Below are 16,346 nucleotides of genomic sequence, written 5' to 3'. Positions count from 1 at the left end.
CGAACCGCATTTCAGTTGCGGGCGCGGCAGTGGTGAAGGTCTGATGTCAGTGCCCTTTTTGCCGGAAAGCTCTTCGCTCTTCAAGACTAAGCACCTTGGCCGTCTGACGCCTGCGGCGCTCGGCCTCATCAACATCAGGTGTATAGCCTTCCACGGCATCCTGCATGGTCAAGCGGAGCCGGTTCGGATCCTCGCTTTCGATGTCGTGTTCAAGGCGAAGCATCAGATCGGTCATGGTCGGGCCCTCTGCATCACCTTTTTCTTCGGCGCGCAGAATTTTTGGATGCGTGGTTCCGACGACACGGTCGGTAATGAGCAGTTCTTCGAACAGCTTCTCGCCGGGTCGCAGCCCAATGACTTCGATTCCGATGTCGCCATCGGGGTTTTCATCATCCCTGACGGATTTGCCGCTCAACTGGATCATCAGCCTGGCGAGGTCCTTGATCCGGACCGGCTCTCCCATATCCAGAACGAACACTTCGCCGCCCTTGGCCAGCGAGCCCGCCTGGACAACGAGCTGCGCCGCTTCCTGCGGCGTCATGAAATAGCGTGTGACCTCTTCATGGGTGACCGTAACGGGCCCGCCATTGCGAATCTGCTCTGCAAACAGATTGATCACGGAGCCGGATGAACCCAGAACATTGCCAAAGCGCACAATGGCGAAAACCGTTTCGTCGGTGGTTGCCTGGATGTTCTGCACAACGCGCTCGGCGAGACGCTTGGACGCACCCATCATGTTGGAGGGCCGCACCGCCTTGTCCGTGGATATGAGGATGAATCGTTCGACGCCGCAGCCCACGGCCTCCTGTGCGACACTGAGCGTGCCGAAGATATTGTTCATCACACCCTGGGACGGATTGGCCTCGACGATGGGTACATGTTTGTAGGCCGCAGCGTGGTAGACAATATTCACACCATGGCGCAGAAGCAGCGTGCGTACACGCTGGCGGTCCCGAACGTCGCCAAGCGCGTAAACGACCTCGATTGCGTCGCTGTCCGGAAGATGCTTCTGCAGTCGCTTCTCGATGTTGTAGAGCGAGATTTCACTGATCTCGAGCAGGATCAGCTTGCTCGGCCTGGCCTTTAAAATCTGCCGGCACAATTCAGAACCGATGGATCCGCCCGCTCCGGTCACCAGGATGTTCTTGCCCTGGATCGCCTCGTCGAAGAGACTTGAAATCGGACTGACTGCGGAACGGCCAAGCAGATCGTCAATACGTATCTCCTTGACTTGCTGAACATCCGCTTTTCCGCGAAGTATGTCGCTCAAGGGCGGGATGGTGTGAAGTTCCAGCTTGTATGGCGCCAGCCGGGCAACGACATTGCGCTTCTGTGTCGGCGTGGCATTGGTCATGGCAAAAAGCACGCGCGTGATATTGAAGCGCTGCTGCAGCTTCCCGATCTTGTCCGGTGCGTAGACCCTGCATCCGCGGATCATCGTTCCTTTCAGCAACGGATCGTCGTCGAGAAATCCGACGACACGCTGCTGGTTGCCGCTTTGAATTGCCGCGGCCAATTGCGTGCCCGTTGCTCCGGCACCGTAGATAAGGACGTTTTCGCGAATGTTCAGACCGCTGGTCACATGCTGGAAATAGGCACGGGCCAGTATGCGGCTCAGCCCCACTGCCAGAAAAACCAGGATCCCGAAGATCGGCGGCACGGCCCTCGGAATATCGACACCGCTGTCCATATGGGATGCTGCCGCGACGAAAAGCATCAATGTGATCGCGCCGCCTGCGACGATGGCGATCATCCGGCTTTCCATGGCGCGGATCAGGACATCATAGAGGCCCAGAATCTGGTAGGCGACTATCCCTATGATCGGAAGGGCGACAAGGAGCCATGTCAGGTTGCCGCGGTCGGGAAAATCCAGCTCACCAAAACGGAACGCCATCGCTGCGATCATGCAGATCACAATAGCAATGCCGTCAACGGCCATGAAAATGGCGCGCTTTTGATGTCGCCCCATTTCGAGGAACATCTGATGAATTGAACGCATCACACTCGATGCGACTCCGGCTAGCAGACCCCCCGGCCGCCTTTTGTCAAATTGCATGTCCCGCCCCTGCGACCGCCCTCGCAAATCAGTGCGACTACAATCGCATGCCTTTGTGCCTTTGGCTAATGCTAATTGACACAACCTAAGGCCAATTAGTCATATGTTTACGATATAACCGCCTGTCATCGTCGGTTGCAAATAAGATATGTCTACATAATTAGGTTGAGCGCGTATCGCGCGGAAAGTCAATTCGCATATTGTTACACCCGGGTGCGTGTCGTTGTTCGGCCGACACATCGTGTCTTCCCGGATCGGGTCGTTGCCGTGCCATGCCGGCCTGAAGCATATCGACTTCGAAGTGTCTATATAGCTTGGACAGCGTATCAGGCGTTCCTGGCGGCATGTGATGGTTTCAAGCGCATCATCAAATAGGCCCCCAGACTGCTGCCCATAAAACCGAAGACCAGCCAGCCCCAGCCATGCAGGCTTCCGGAGATAACGCCGCCGAGATAGGCGCCGATATTGCAGCCATAGGCGAGGCGGGCGCCATAACCCATCAGCAGGCCGCCACATATCGCAACAATCAGATCACGCCTTCCGATATTCCAGTTCGGCACAAATCTGCCGGCAAGGCAGGCGGCGACAAAGGCACCGATGATGATGCCGAAATTCATGACCGATGTGCTGTCTGCGAACACCGACTGGTTCAGCCACGCCGTGCGCGCCGACCAGTACGGCCATTCCTGCAACGGCAGGCCACCGGCCTGGGCAATCTTGCCGCCCCAAAGCGTAAATGCGGACGTGATGCCCCACGGGCGCGACAGGACGAAGAGCGTGGCGATGCCCACGGCCGCCAGAGCGATGCAGCCCCAGGATTTCGGCCAGGGGCCGCGAATGAGGCTGACATTGCGTGGACCGGCCTCGAGTTCGCCGAACCTGGCGATTTCGCGATGTCGGGTGAAATAGTAGATGGACCCAAGCACAAATGCTGTTATCGCAAAGGCCAACAGGGCGCCGAACCTGTCGACCAGCGAGAATGCCGGCAGGGCCGGAAGAGACCACCAGAAGGGCAGATGGGCCGTTGCGATCACGGAGCCGGCAATGAAGCCGGTGAGCGTCGCCAGCATTCGGGTATTGCCGCCACCCGCGGTGAACAACGTGCCGGAGGCACATCCGCCGCCGAACTGCATACCGATACCGAAAAGAAATGCACCCAACGCGGCCGCGTAGCCGAAGGGCGCAACCGCGCCGGAAATCGGTCGCCCGAACAGACCCTGGGATCCGATCAGCGGAAATGCGATCGCGCACGTCAGGAGGATCAGGAGGATCTGCGCGCGCAGGCCGGCGCCGCGGCCTTCGAACACGAAGCTGCGCCAGGCGGAGGTGAAGCCGAATGAAGCGTGATAGAGCGCAACGCCAGCCAGCAATCCGATGGCCGCGGCAAGAAGCAGCCTGGCCGTCCCGGCCTGGTGGGCAAACAGCAACAGGGCAAGGCACGCCACAGCACCTGTCAGAAGGCTGCCGGTTTGAAAGACCGCGGGTCTGGTCGTTTCGTTCTCATTCATGGGTTTTGGCGGTTGCTTGTGTGCCTCGATGCCTGTTCTGTATCCCGCCGATGCAAGACACCCAAATCAAGCAATTACACATTTGTGACATAGGTGACACACGACCGATATACCTGAACGGTCGGAGGCGTGCGCAGATCGCATGCGAAATGTCAGGTACACTGCCCATGATTCTCACCGGCCGTCAGGACGAGATCATCGAAATCGCCAAGGCGCAGGGCTCCGTGCGCGTTGACGATCTGTCGACCTATTTTCGGGTAACACCGCAGACAATCCGCAAGGATCTGAATGACCTGTGCGCACTGCGCCTGTTGCAGAGAACCCATGGCGGGGCGGTCTTCGCCGGCGGCAGTGAAAACATGCAATACGAGGCCCGGCGTCGTCTGGCTTCGGCCGAGAAGGAGGCCATCGGCCGAACCGCCGCGGCGCTTATTCCCGACAAGTCATCGCTCTTCATCAATATCGGTACCACGACGGAGGCGGTCAGCCGGTCGCTCGTTGAGCACAAGCAACTGATGGTGATCACAAACAACATCAATGTTGCCGACCGGATGCGCATATGCCCGGGGGCCGAGGTCATCATTGCAGGCGGTGTCGTGCGGGGTTCCGATGGTGGCGTCGTCGGTGAGGCGGCTGTCGAATTCATCCGCCAGTTCAAGGTGGATTTTGCCGTAATCGGCGCTTCGGCCGTCGATTCCGATGGTGCTTTGCTCGATTACGACTTTCGCGAGGTGAAGGTCGCGCAGGCGATCATCGCCAATGCGCGCCATGTTATCCTGGTGGTTGATGCGACAAAGTTCGGGCGCAATGCACCGGTGCGCATCGCGCACCTGTCGCAAGTGGACAGTCTTGTCACGAACTCCTGCCCGTCAGAGAATGTCCGGCGTCTGTGCAAGGAATACGATACCGATCTCCTGGAAACAGGTCCGGCAGAATGACGCGCAGACAGCGTTCTTTCATTTGACTTTCGAATTTTTTCATATAGTTTCGATTTTGTCTGAACATTCAGCAAATATTCTGAAAAATGAACAATTCCGACCCATATGATTTGTTTGTCATCGGCGGCGGCATCAATGGTTGCGGCATCGCCCGCGACGCTGTTGGTCGCGGATTCTCCGTCATGCTGGCCGAGAAGGACGATCTCGCCAGTGGCACGTCGTCCAGCTCTACGAAGCTCATTCATGGCGGCTTGCGTTATCTGGAACACTATGAGTTCCGGCTGGTGCGTGAAGCCCTGATGGAGAGAGAAGTGCTTTGGCGCATGGCGCCGCACATCATATGGCCGATGCGATTCATATTGCCGCACCAGAAGGGACTTCGCCCGGCCTGGTTTCTGCGCCTCGGCCTGTTCCTTTATGATCATCTGGGCGGACGCAAATTGCTGCCGCCGACCCGGGTTCTCGATCTGAAAGCGGACGCGGCCGGCACGCCCTTGAAGCCGGGATTTTCCAAGGCGTTCGAATACTCCGACTGCTGGGTAAACGATGCGCGGCTGGTCGCGCTCAACGCGCGCGATGCAGCCGATCGCGGCGCCGAAATCCGCACCCGAACGAAAGTCGTCGAAACACGGCGGGATGCGGATGCCTGGTCGATTTCGCTGGAAGACGGTCTGACGGGGCAGGCCGAGACGGTGCGGGCGCGATTGCTGATCAATGCGGCAGGCCCGTGGGTCGACAGTGTCTTGCGCTCGGCTGCCGGTGAAAACGATGCGCGCAATGTCCGACTGGTGCAGGGCAGTCACATCGTGATCAAGCGCAAATTCGAGGACGCGAGAGCATTCTTCTTCCAGAACCGGGACGAGCGCATCATCTTCGCGATTCCCTATGAGGGCGATTTCACGCTGATCGGAACCACAGACCGGGACTTTAATGAAGATCTGGATGCGGCCGAGATCAGCGATGATGAGATTTCGTATCTCTGCAGTGCAGCGTCCGAATATTTTGCCGAGCCGGTGACCCGTGATGACGTGGTCTGGACCTACAGCGGTGTCCGGCCGCTCTATGATGACGGTGCGTCGGCTGCGCAAGAGGCGACACGCGATTACGTCCTCGTCGAGGAAGGCGGCGCAGACGAAGGTTTGCTGATCAACATATTCGGTGGAAAAATCACTACCTACCGGCGCCTGGCCGAGGCCGTCATTGAAAAGGTCGAGCGGCGCCTTGGAAAACGCAAGGCGGGCTGGACGGCCAATTCGAGCCTTCCGGGCGGCGATTTCGCGGCAAATGATTTTCAGCGTCTGCTCTCCGGTCTCAAGGAGCGGTTCAGGTTCCTGACCGACACGCATGCCCACCGCCTCATGCGGCTCTACGGAACCCGTGCCGAGGCAATTCTCGGCAGTGCCGGCCGCTACGAGGACCTTGGAACCTGTTTCGGAAGCGATCTTTATGCGGCGGAAGTCGATTATCTCGTCGAAAACGAATGGGCCGTGACCGCGGAGGATATTTTGTGGCGGCGCACCAAGCGTGGTCTGCATATGTCCGAGGAGCAGATTTCCGAACTTTCGGCCTATCTGCGCACTTCCAAAACGGAAAAATTGAAGGCAGGCTGAGCGGCGGGCAGGCCCGGCCGGTTGCCCGCAGACGCATTGCCGAAAAAGCGGGGGAGGACAGAATATGGCAAATCACGTCCTGGCGATTGATCAGGGAACCACGTCCAGCAGAGCCATAATCTTCCGCGAAGACCGGACGGTGGCGGGTGTCGGCCAGCAGGAATTCACCCAGCATTTTCCGCGTTCGGGCTGGGTTGAACATGACCCTGAGGAAATCTGGGAAACCGTCAACCGGTCGATCTCCGAGGCGCTGGAAAAGGCCGGGCTGACCGGTGCGGACATCGCGGCCGTCGGCATCACCAATCAGCGCGAAACCGTGGTGGTTTGGGACCGCGAGACCGGAGAGGCGGTATTCAATGCCATTGTCTGGCAGGACCGGCGAACCGCTTCGCTATGCGGCCAGATGAAGGATGACGGTCTGGAGCCTTTGTTCACCCGAAAAACGGGCCTGCTGCTCGATCCTTATTTTTCGGGAACGAAGCTGCGCTGGCTGCTCGACAATGTTCCGCAGGGCAGGGCGCGCGCCGAACGGGGCGAACTGTGTTTCGGAACCGTCGACAGTTTCCTGATATGGCGATTGACCGGCGGTGCGCATCACGTCACCGACGCGACCAATGCGTCGCGCACGCTTATGTACAATATCGAGCAGAACCAATGGGACGAAGAGCTTCTCGGCTATCTGCAGGTTCCGTCGGAGATGCTTCCCGAGGTGCGCGACAGCGCCGATGATTTTGGAACGGTCAGGCAAGACCATGTGCTTGGCGGAACGCCGATCCTGGGCGTTGCAGGCGACCAGCAGGCAGCGACCATCGGAAATGCCTGTTTCGAGCCGGGCATGATGAAGGTGACTTACGGAACCGGCTGCTTCTCGCTGCTCAACACGGGTGGCGAACTGGTGCGCTCGCAAAACCGCCTCCTTTCGACAATCGCCTATCGTCTGGATGGTGCCACGACCTATGCGGTCGAGGGTTCGATTTTCGTTGCCGGGGCCGGCGTCCAATGGCTGCGAGACGGTCTTGGGCTGATCAATGCGGCAGAGGAAAGCGGACAGCTTGCCGAGAAAGCCGACCCGGAGCAGGCGGTTTATCTGGTACCGGCCTTTGTCGGGCTCGGTGCACCGTACTGGGATGCGGATGCGCGCGGCGCCATGTTCGGCCTGACGCGCAGTACGGGGCCTGCGGAAATCGCCAAGGCGACGCTGGATTCGGTCTGTTATCAGACGCATGATCTGCTGACCGCCAAGCGCGGCGACTGGCAGGGCGGCAATGCGCAAACCGTCCTGCGTGTGGATGGCGGCATGGTGGCCTCCGACTGGACGATGCAGCGCCTCGCCGACATACTGGGCGTGCCGGTCGATCGTCCGGAGATTCTTGAAACGACGGCGCTGGGGGCGGCATGGCTTGCCGGACAGCGCGCAGGGGTATGGCCCGACATGGACGCCTTTGCCGCCGGCTGGGCCCGCGATCGTCGCTTTGAGCCTCAAATTGACGATGCCTCGCGCAGCGCCGATCTTGCAGGCTGGAAGGATGCCGTTCGACGCACCTTGAGCCGACGGGACTAGCCGGCTCTAAGCGCCTGTCCGAAAGAAAGACATTATTTACAATTGCTTGTTCTCCTTTTTTGATGCCGTCTATTGGCGCGCCTATCTCCAAATTTTAGTGCTGCTAAAAACCTCTTGACTCCACTGAAATTGCGAGTCATCGTTTTAGTAATACTAAAAACGGGAGGTTGGATTGAGCGGACAGGAGACAGCGAAATCCAAGGACGTCGAAGATCACGGGGCGCTGGCGATGCGCCTGCGCGAGCGGCGTCGTGAACTCGGACTAACGCTGAAGGCGGTCGCCGACGCTGCCGGTCTGTCGGTCGGTTTCATTTCCCAGATTGAACGGGGCATCGCCGTTCCATCGCTTTCCTCACTGGTATCGGTCTCACGGGTGCTTGACGTCAATGTCGGTGACTTTCTGACCAGCCAGCCGCAGCCGGACGAGAACCAGGTTCGGACCCGCCAGGCGAACCGGCCGGTCTTTGCCGTCAGCGAAAGCACGGTCACCTATGAGCGGGTGTCGTCGTCTTTTCCGGGACATGTCCTTCGCAGCGTCATCATGAACGAGCCGCCCGGCCACCGCAGCGAGCCGATCGCCCATGAGGGCGAGGAGATGATGTTCGTTCTGGACGGAACGATCACCGTCGAGATCGACGGCGAGCGGACCATTCTGGGAACCGGGGACTCGGTGCATTTTCCGTCGACGCGCGTCCACTCGAGCTGGAACCACTCGGACAAACCGGCGACCATTTTGTGGACCGGCACGATGGATGTTTTTTGCGAGGAGCCGGCGACTCCGTTCCACAAGGACAAGAACCAGAAGGCGGAATGACCGCCCGAACAATTTCGCAAACCTAACCGTGCAGGGAGAATACGAATGAACAGAATTGCAAAAACAGCGGCGGCGGCGCTCTTCAGTGTCAGCACGCTCGCGCTTGTGCCGGCGGCACCGGCACTTGCCGAGACCGTGCTGCGGCTCGACGAGGTGGCGGTCGGCGAACTCGATCCGGGCAAGGCGTCTGACTATGCCGACTCCATCCTGATGTTCAATGTCTATGACACGCTGGTCCTGCCGGCGCAGGGCGCCCCGGGCCTCGTGCCGCACCTTGCGGAAAGCTGGTCGGCCGACGGCAACAGCCACACCTTCAAACTGCGCCAGGACGTCAAGTTCCAGAGCGGCAATCCGCTGACGGCAGACGACGTGGTCTTTTCTCTGGACCGCATGCAGGCGCTCGGCCAGGGCCTGTCCTATCTCTTCACCAATGTTGAGAAGGCCGAAGCGGTTGACGATCACACGGTGACATTCGTTCTGAAAGAGCCCTATGCGCCGTTTGTCGCGTCCATGCTGCGTCTGCCGATCGTCGACAAGAAGCTGGTGATGGAAAATCTCGGCGAAGGCGAGGGCGAAATGAAGGACTGGGGACAGGCCTTCCTTTCGGCAAATGGTGCGGGAACGGGCGCATACACCGTTACGTCCCACAATCCGCAGCAGGAAACGGTGATGGCCAAGAATGCCGATTACTTCCTCGGCGTCCCCGGTGCCGCTCCCGATACGGTGCGCCTGCGCTACGGGCTGGAGCCGGCGACCGTGCGCACGCTTATCTCGCAGGGCGAGCATGATATTTCATCCCAATGGCTGCCGCCGGAAGTGCTCAAGGCACTGGCACAGGACGGCGCGCAATTGCTGACCGAATCCGGCAGCGGTGCCTTTTATGTCAAGATGAACACCACCAAGCCGCCGCTGGATGATCCGCAGTGCCGCCTGGCTCTTGCCAAGGCCTTCGACTATGCAGCGGCGATCAAGATGATCGCGGTTACCGATGATGTGTCGCAGGGCAGCCCGGCGACCGGCGCCATCCCGGTCGGCATGCTCGGCGCCAATCCGCCGTCAGCAGAACTCGTCCGCGACCTCGACGGGGCGAAGCAGCATCTCAATTCATGCCGTTATGCGGCAGGCGACCAGAATATCGAAATTTCCTGGATCGCCGAAGTGCCGCTTGAGGAGCGCTTTGCGCTTCTGATGCAGGCCAACTTCGCCGAACTCGGAATCAAGTCCGAGATCAAGAAGATGCCGTGGGCGCTGTTCGCCGAGCAGGTCTCGAAGGCCGAGAACACGCCGCATATCTCGCAGATCTTCAACAATGCGGTGACCGGCGATCCGGACACGCTGCTCTACGGCATGTATGATTCCAAGGCGCCCGGCACGTGGCAGTCGCCGGAGCATCTGAAGGATGCGGAGGTTGACCGGCTGCTCGAGGAAGGCCGGACAAATACGGATGAGGCGGCTCGCGCCAAAGCCTATCACGCGCTCAACAACAGGCTTATGGAGATCGCTCCGACGATCTACGGCTACGACCGCCAGTCGGTCTTTGCCGCGAGCAACCGGGTCAAGGTTCCGGCCATGTCGGATCCGTCCAAAGCGTTCGGCCTGGACGGGATGGGCTTTTCCTTCCGCCTGATGGAAATGCAGGACAAAAACTGACCCTGTGCGTCGGGCCGGTTGCGTGAATGCGCCGGCCCGCTTTTTTGAACCCGCGCAAACCGCGTCGAAAGAACAGCTGAACCGCCATGTCGCCTGTCGTCCGCCTTCTCGTGAAGCGGCTGTCGATCTCGATCATCGTTTTGATCGGCGTATCGATGCTGATCTTCACCATCGCCCGGGTCATCCCCGGCGACCCGGCGCGCATCGCGCTCGGTCCGAACGCGACGGTCGAGCAGGTCGATCAGTTGCGGGAAAAGCTGCACCTTAACGAACCGATCTGGGTTCAGTACGGCTATTTCATTCGCGATTTCTCCCGCGGCGATCTGGGCATTTCGCTCTATACAAACCGCCCGGTTACGACCGACATCGCCCAGTTTCTGCCAGCGACGCTGGAGCTGGTGATCGTCGCCGGCGTCTTCATGATCGGTTTTGGAATTCCGCTGGGCATCGCCTCGGCGCGCTATCGCGGCAAGACCGCGGATAATGTCATTCGGGTCATCTCGCTGCTCGGCGTGTCGGCGCCCAGTTTCGTCTGGGCCGTGATCCTGATGCTGCTCTTTGCGTTCTTCCTGCCGCTGTTTCCGATCGCCGGGCAGATTTCCGACACGCTGACCGTGCCGCCAAGGATCACCGGTTTTCTTCTTGTGGACACGCTGCTCGCCGGCGATATCCCGGCATTCCTGAGCGCTGTCCACCACATCATCCTGCCGGCTTTCGCACTGGCGCTCTCCGGCATCGGCCAGGCGGCGCGACTGACGCGCTCCAACATGGTCGAGACCTATGACAAGCCTTACATCGAAATGGCGCAGTCCTACGGTTTTCCGGCGCGCCGCATCGCCAACCGCTATGCGTTCCGCCCGTCGCTGATCCCGTCGCTGACCATTATCGGCCTCGATTTCGCGGCGATGCTCGGCAATGCCTTTCTCGTCGAGGCGGTCTATGCATGGCCCGGTCTTTCCCGCTACGGCGTGCAGGTGATCCTGCGCAAGGACCTCAACGCCATTGTTGGAACGGTCCTCGTCATCTCGGCGACCTTCCTCATCGTCAACATCATCGTTGACCTCCTGATCGCCTATATCAATCCGCGCATCCGCCTGGCGGAGAGGGGGCGGCCATGAGGCGCACATTCTCGATCCTTTTGTCCAATCCGCTTTCGGTGATCGGGCTGATCCTGGTGGGAACCGTCGTATTCTCGGCCCTCTTCGCCGATTTCATCGCACCGTTTCCGTCGCATCGCGGCGCGGTCGTCGATTTCTCCAATTTCAACCAGCCGCCGCACTGGCCCAACATCTTTGGCACCGATCTCGTGGGCCGCGATGTCTTCTCACGCATTCTCTATGCCTATCGCATCTCGCTGATGCTTGGCGTTGTCGTGCTGGCGATCGCCGTCCCGATCGGCGTCACCGTTGGGCTTGCCGCCGGTTATCTCGGCGGCTGGGCGGACTTCATCCTGATGCGGTTGACCGACGTTTTCCTGTCGATCCCGCCGCTGGTTCTCGCCATGTCCGTCATGGGCGTTCTGGAGCCGACCCTGACCAACGGCATGCTGGCGGTGACGACCATGTGGTGGCCCTGGTATGCGCGGCTCGTCTACAATGTGACGCGATCGGAAGCGCAGGAAGGCTACGTCCTTGCCGCCGAGATCATCGGGGCTTCGCGATGGCACATCATGTTCCGCGAGATCCTGCCCAACTGCGTGCCGTCCATCGTCACCAAGATGACGCTCGATCTCGGCTTCGTCATCCTGATTGCCTCGTCGCTTTCCTTCCTCGGCCTTGGCGTGCAGGCACCGACGCCGGACCTCGGATCGATGGTCGCGGAGGGCGGCAATTACCTGCCCGATTCCTGGTGGCTGACCGTCTTCCCGTCGCTTGCCATCCTGATCGCGGTCTTCGGCTTCAACCTGCTCGGCGATGCGCTGCGCCAGATCCTGGGGAGCGATCAATGAGCGATTATCTGCTCGATATCCGGGACCTGAAGCTCGCCTTCAAGAACTATGCCGGCCTCGTCGAGGTGCTGCACGGCATCTCGCTCAATATCCGGCGCGGCGAGAAGGTGGCGCTGGTCGGCGAATCCGGCTCCGGCAAGTCCGTGACCGCGCGCATCATCCTGGGCCTGTTGCAGGAGCTCAGCTCTGCGCGCATTTCCGGCTCGGTCCATTTCGAGGGCCAGGACCTCGAGGCGCTGGCCCTGCGCACCCGCCTCGCGCTGCGCGGGACCAAGATCTCGATGATCTTCCAGGACCCGACCTCGTCGCTCAACCCGGTCTACACGATCGGCGTCCAGTTCAATGAGGTGTTGAAGCGGGGCAATCCGGGCATATTGGAACGGGATGCGGGCACCCGCGCCGTGTCACTGCTTCAGGATGTGTCGATCCCCGAGCCGGAGCGGGTTCTGGCCTCCTATCCCTTCCAGCTGTCGGGGGGCATGAACCAGCGCGTCATGATCGCCATGGCGCTGGCGAACGAGCCGTCGCTGCTGATCGCCGACGAGCCGGGGACGGCTCTCGACGTGACGGTCCAGGCGCAAACCCTGCACCTGATGCGCGACCTTGTGGAACGTCGCGGCACCTCCGTTCTGTTCATTTCGCATAATCTCGGCGTGGTGCGCGAATTCGCCGACCGGGTCTATGTGATCTACAAGGGCCGGCTGGTCGAGCACGGCGAGACGAGTGAGCTGTTCCACCGGCCGCGCCATCCCTACACGCGCGCACTGATGGCGGCGGTGCCGCGCATCACCGGCGGCGGTATTCCGGAGATCGCGGAAAACAGCTCCGGATTTACCGAACCGCTGATTGACCATGAGGTGTCGCCATGACTGATGCGGCGTCAAACCTTCCAACGGTCCTTGAGGCACGCAACGTCTCCAAGATCTTTTACACCGGCACCCATGAGGTCAAAGCGCTGGATTCGGTCTCGCTGACGGCCGCGCGGGGCGAGTGCCTGGCCATTGTCGGTGAAAGCGGCTCCGGCAAGACGACGTTCGCCAACATGCTGCTTGGCATCTATCCGCCCAGCACCGGCGAGTTCTTCCTCGATGGCGAGCTGCTGCCGGCGCGCCGGACTTTGCCGCTGCGCCGGTCGATCCAGCTTGTCCAGCAGAACCCGCTCTCAGCGCTCAATCCGCGCCGCACGGTCGGCGCCTCGCTGCGGCTCGCCCTGAATGTACACGACATCGGCGACCGGCCGGGTCGCAAGGCGCGTATTGGCGCGCTGCTCGAAGAAGTGGGGTTGCCGGCGGAATTCGCGCAGCGTTTTCCCTCGGCGCTCTCCGGCGGCCAGCGGCAGCGTGTGGCCATTGCCCGGGCGCTGGCTTGCGAACCCGAGGTTCTGGTGCTCGACGAGCCGACCTCGGCGCTTGATGTGCTGGTGCAGGCGCGGGTTTTGAAGCTGCTCGACGAACTGCGACAGCGGCGCAACCTGACCTATGTGTTCATCACGCACGATCTCGGCGTGGTGCGCAACATTGCCGACCGCGTCGCCGTCTTCGAGCGGGGCAGGCTGGTCGAGCAGGCGCCGACGGAGGCGATCTTCGAGCGGCCTGAAAATGCTTACACGCGCAGCCTGATCGGTGCGATCCCGGTGATCACTGACGACGAGGAAGCACTGCGCCGAAAAGTGATGGAGGAAAACAGTGCCGGTTGAGGACATGATGCGGGATTTCAAGAACGCGGTCGAGCGCGCGAGCAATGCCCAGGAGGTTCACCGGGCGCTCGAGGAACTGACGGCGGCGCTGGTCGGCGTAAAGCTCTTCACGCTGATGACTTTCGATCGGCAGAGCGGTCTTGCCAGCCGTTGCTACACCAATATGCCGGAGGCATATCCGTGTTCGGGTACGAAGCGGGTCGACAGTGACCGCTGGACCGAGCAGGTGCTGGATGGCCGGCAGAATTTCGTCGCCAACGATATCGGCGGCATCGCAGAGGTCTTCGACGACCATGAGCTGATCAAGTCGCTGGGCTGCGAGTCGGTGCTCAACCTGCCGGTTGTCGTCGGCGGCGAGGTGCTGGGCACGATCAATTTGCTGCACGAGGCGGGCTTTTACACGCCGGACAAGGTCGTTGCGGCGGAGATTCTGAAACTTCCCGGAAGCGTTTGCTTCCTCAAGGAAAAACTGAGCAAGGGAGGCCAGTGATGGCGAGCTCTACGATCCGTGTCGCAACCGATGTGGGCGGCACATTCACCGACCTGGTCTGCTTCGAGACGGATGAAAACGGTGTTGCCAGCGTGCGCACGGCCAAGTCCGATACGACACCGCCGGATTTCGAGAAGGGCGTTCTGAACGTGCTGGAAAAGGGCGGCGTCGATCCGGGCTCGGTCGACTTCCTCGCGCATGGCACGACGGTCGTCATCAATGCGCTGACGGAGCGCAAGGGCGTCAAGGTCGGGCTGATCACCACCGAGGGCTTCCGCGACATCCTCGAGATCGCGCGCGGCAATCGTCCGGATTTCTTTAACCTGCATTACAAGAAGCCCGAACCGTTCGTCCCACGTTATCTGCGCAGGGAACTGCCGGGGCGGATGAGCTATCGCGGCGAGGAATTGCTGCCGCTCGACACGGCGGGACTGCCGGCGATTCTCGACGGCTTCAAGGCTGAAGGTGTTGAGGCGGTGGCCATCTGCTTCCTGCACTCCTATGCCAACCCGTCGCACGAACAGGCCGTGCTGGAAGAGGTCGGACAATTGTGGCCGGACGTCTCGGTCGTTTCCTCGCACCAGATCACCCGCGAGTGGCGCGAATATGAGCGCACCAATACGGCGGTCCTTTCGGCCTATGTACAGCCGATCGCCGAACGCTACCTGTCGCGGCTCAATGACGGTCTTTCGAGCAAGGGCTTTTCGGGCAGCCCCTATATCATGCAGTCCAATTGCGGGGTCGATTCGCTGGAATCGGTGTCGCGCATTCCGATCACAATGGTTGAATCGGGACCGGCTTCCGGTTTCTGGGGCGCTGCCGAACTCGGCAAGCTGATCGGCGAGCCGAATGTGCTGGCGCTCGATATCGGCGGCACGACCGCCAAGTGTTCGCTGATCGAGAACGGCCAGATCAAGATTATGACCGATTACTGGATCGAGAAGGACCGCACATCTGCGGGCTATCCGATCATGGTGCCGGTGGTGGATCTGGTGGAGATCGGCAATGGCGGCGGCTCCATCGCCTGGGTCGACGATTTCCAGAAGCTGCATGTCGGCCCGCAGTCGGCGGGCGCGCTGCCGGGACCGGCGGCCTATGGCAAGGGCGGCACTGAGGCGACGACCACGGATGCCAATCTTTATCTCGGGCGCATCAACAAGGACTATTTCTGCGGCGGCGAGATCGATGCCGATATGGACGCGGCGAACGCTGCCATCGGGAAGATCGCCGAGAAGCTTGGCGTGACGCCGCAGGAGGCGGCGCGCGGCATCGTGCGCATCGCCAACAACAATATGGTCAATGCGCTCAAGCTGGTGTCGCTCAATCGCGGCTTCGATCCGCGCGACTTCACGCTGGTTGCTTTCGGCGGTGGCGGCGCGATGCATGCGGTTGCGCTGGCAGCCGAACTCGGTGTCAAGAAAGTCGTGGTGCCCGCCGGCGCCTCGGTGTTCTCGGCCTGGGGCATGATGATGTCCGACCTGCGGCGCGACTATTTCGTCACCCGGCTTGTCGACCTGCAGGAAGGCGGCGCGAAAGCCATCGAAGCGCTTTTCGCCGAGACCGAAGCGCAGGCGCGCGGCCAGTTCGAGGCCGAAGGCATCGATCCCTCGCGTGTGACCTTCCACCGTTTCGGCAAGTTTCGTTACCAAAACCAGGAGCACACCACCGAGGTGCTTTTGCCAGATGGTGCTGTCAGCGATGAGCGGCTCGCGGAGATCGAGGCGCTGTTCCACGAGACTTATGAGCGCGAATACACCTACCGGCTGGATGCCCCGGTCGAAATGGTCGGTATCCATCTGGTTGCCGCGGCCGAGGTCGGCAAGCTGACCATGACCCCGCAGCCGCTTGGCGACAAGGATGCGGGCGCTGCGCTGAAGGGGCGGCGGGCTGTCGATTTCGCGCTCGAAGGCACCCATGAGAGCGACATCTATGACGGTCCGGCCTTAAAACCGGGCATGGAATTCGCCGGGCCGGCGATCGTCGAGGATCCGGGAACCACGGTTGTGATCAACCCCGATACGACCGCCCGGGTCGATGCCTATGGCAACATCTACATCGAACTTCAGGGGGCATGA

At 60.7% G+C, this 16,346-nt stretch carries 13 protein-coding genes; 11 read left to right on the top strand and 2 right to left on the bottom strand.

Going from position 1 to position 16,346, the window contains the following annotated elements; all coding sequences use genetic code 11:
• Window positions 1–46: 46 nt before the first annotated feature.
• The gene (locus OOZ53_RS14375) at window positions 47–1,999 is read right to left on the bottom strand and encodes a polysaccharide biosynthesis protein (RefSeq protein ID WP_271090317.1); all 1,953 of its coding nucleotides are present in this window, start codon (window positions 1,997–1,999) and stop codon (window positions 47–49) included.
• Between the two features lie 383 nt (window positions 2,000–2,382).
• Window positions 2,383–3,564, bottom strand: a complete 1,182-nt coding sequence (locus OOZ53_RS14370; protein WP_271090316.1) for a YeeE/YedE family protein — start codon at window positions 3,562–3,564, stop codon at window positions 2,383–2,385.
• 167 nt (window positions 3,565–3,731) lie between these two features.
• Here OOZ53_RS14370 and OOZ53_RS14365 point away from each other — a divergent pair, with 167 nt between their 5' ends.
• From OOZ53_RS14365 to OOZ53_RS14315, 11 genes are all read left to right on the top strand, one after another.
• Window positions 3,732–4,502: a DeoR/GlpR family DNA-binding transcription regulator gene (locus tag OOZ53_RS14365; protein ID WP_271090315.1), complete on the top strand. Its 771-nt coding sequence runs from the start codon at window positions 3,732–3,734 to the stop codon at window positions 4,500–4,502.
• A gap of 86 nt (window positions 4,503–4,588) precedes the next feature.
• The gene (gene glpD, locus OOZ53_RS14360) at window positions 4,589–6,112 is read left to right on the top strand and encodes a glycerol-3-phosphate dehydrogenase (RefSeq protein ID WP_271090314.1); all 1,524 of its coding nucleotides are present in this window, start codon (window positions 4,589–4,591) and stop codon (window positions 6,110–6,112) included.
• A gap of 64 nt (window positions 6,113–6,176) precedes the next feature.
• Complete coding sequence (gene glpK / locus OOZ53_RS14355) at window positions 6,177–7,673, top strand: glycerol kinase GlpK (RefSeq protein WP_271090312.1); 1,497 nt, start codon at window positions 6,177–6,179, stop codon at window positions 7,671–7,673.
• Window positions 7,674–7,845: 172 nt separating this feature from the next.
• The gene (locus tag OOZ53_RS14350) at window positions 7,846–8,487 is read left to right on the top strand and encodes a helix-turn-helix domain-containing protein (RefSeq protein WP_271090310.1); all 642 of its coding nucleotides are present in this window, start codon (window positions 7,846–7,848) and stop codon (window positions 8,485–8,487) included.
• Window positions 8,488–8,532: 45 nt separating this feature from the next.
• Window positions 8,533–10,137, top strand: a complete 1,605-nt coding sequence (locus OOZ53_RS14345) for an ABC transporter substrate-binding protein (RefSeq protein ID WP_271090309.1) — start codon at window positions 8,533–8,535, stop codon at window positions 10,135–10,137.
• A gap of 86 nt (window positions 10,138–10,223) precedes the next feature.
• On the top strand, window positions 10,224–11,255 hold the full coding sequence (locus OOZ53_RS14340; RefSeq protein ID WP_271090308.1) for an ABC transporter permease: 1,032 nt from the start codon (window positions 10,224–10,226) through the stop codon (window positions 11,253–11,255).
• Window positions 11,252–12,085, top strand: a complete 834-nt coding sequence (locus OOZ53_RS14335; protein WP_271090306.1) for an ABC transporter permease — start codon at window positions 11,252–11,254, stop codon at window positions 12,083–12,085. Before OOZ53_RS14340 ends, OOZ53_RS14335 begins: the two co-directional genes overlap by 4 nt.
• Window positions 12,082–12,954, top strand: coding sequence for an ABC transporter ATP-binding protein (locus OOZ53_RS14330; protein WP_271090304.1), 873 nt, complete (start codon window positions 12,082–12,084; stop codon window positions 12,952–12,954). The genes OOZ53_RS14335 and OOZ53_RS14330 overlap by 4 nt, the downstream gene beginning before the upstream one ends.
• Window positions 12,951–13,781 carry an ABC transporter ATP-binding protein gene (locus OOZ53_RS14325; RefSeq protein WP_271090302.1) on the top strand — a complete coding sequence of 277 codons (831 nt, stop codon included), beginning with the start codon at window positions 12,951–12,953 and terminating at the stop codon, window positions 13,779–13,781. The genes OOZ53_RS14330 and OOZ53_RS14325 overlap by 4 nt, the downstream gene beginning before the upstream one ends.
• Entirely contained in the window at window positions 13,771–14,271 is a 501-nt protein-coding gene (locus OOZ53_RS14320) for a GAF domain-containing protein (RefSeq protein ID WP_271090300.1), read from the top strand. The genes OOZ53_RS14325 and OOZ53_RS14320 overlap by 11 nt, the downstream gene beginning before the upstream one ends.
• Window positions 14,271–16,346, top strand: a complete 2,076-nt coding sequence (locus OOZ53_RS14315; RefSeq protein ID WP_271090298.1) for a hydantoinase/oxoprolinase family protein — start codon at window positions 14,271–14,273, stop codon at window positions 16,344–16,346. Before OOZ53_RS14320 ends, OOZ53_RS14315 begins: the two co-directional genes overlap by 1 nt.

It is taken from the genome of Allohoeflea poritis, from assembly GCF_027889715.1.
Classification (GTDB): domain Bacteria; phylum Pseudomonadota; class Alphaproteobacteria; order Rhizobiales; family Rhizobiaceae; genus Hoeflea_A; species Hoeflea_A poritis.
This window is presented reverse-complemented; position numbering and strand designations above follow the sequence as displayed.

Excerpts from the sequence above, each read along its gene's own strand:
- OOZ53_RS14375 (WP_271090317.1), bottom strand. The coding sequence starts at position 1,999 with ATGCGTTCAATTCATCAGATGTTCCTCGAAATGGGGCGACATCAAAAG.
- OOZ53_RS14370 (WP_271090316.1), bottom strand. The coding sequence starts at position 3,564 with ATGAATGAGAACGAAACGACCAGACCCGCGGTCTTTCAAACCGGCAGC.
- OOZ53_RS14365 (WP_271090315.1), top strand. The coding sequence starts at position 3,732 with ATGATTCTCACCGGCCGTCAGGACGAGATCATCGAAATCGCCAAGGCG.
- glpD (WP_271090314.1), top strand. The coding sequence starts at position 4,589 with ATGAACAATTCCGACCCATATGATTTGTTTGTCATCGGCGGCGGCATC.
- glpK (WP_271090312.1), top strand. The coding sequence starts at position 6,177 with ATGGCAAATCACGTCCTGGCGATTGATCAGGGAACCACGTCCAGCAGA.
- OOZ53_RS14345 (WP_271090309.1), top strand. The coding sequence starts at position 8,533 with ATGAACAGAATTGCAAAAACAGCGGCGGCGGCGCTCTTCAGTGTCAGC.
- OOZ53_RS14340 (WP_271090308.1), top strand. The coding sequence starts at position 10,224 with ATGTCGCCTGTCGTCCGCCTTCTCGTGAAGCGGCTGTCGATCTCGATC.
- OOZ53_RS14335 (WP_271090306.1), top strand. The coding sequence starts at position 11,252 with ATGAGGCGCACATTCTCGATCCTTTTGTCCAATCCGCTTTCGGTGATC.
- OOZ53_RS14330 (WP_271090304.1), top strand. The coding sequence starts at position 12,082 with ATGAGCGATTATCTGCTCGATATCCGGGACCTGAAGCTCGCCTTCAAG.
- OOZ53_RS14325 (WP_271090302.1), top strand. The coding sequence starts at position 12,951 with ATGACTGATGCGGCGTCAAACCTTCCAACGGTCCTTGAGGCACGCAAC.
- OOZ53_RS14315 (WP_271090298.1), top strand. The coding sequence starts at position 14,271 with ATGGCGAGCTCTACGATCCGTGTCGCAACCGATGTGGGCGGCACATTC.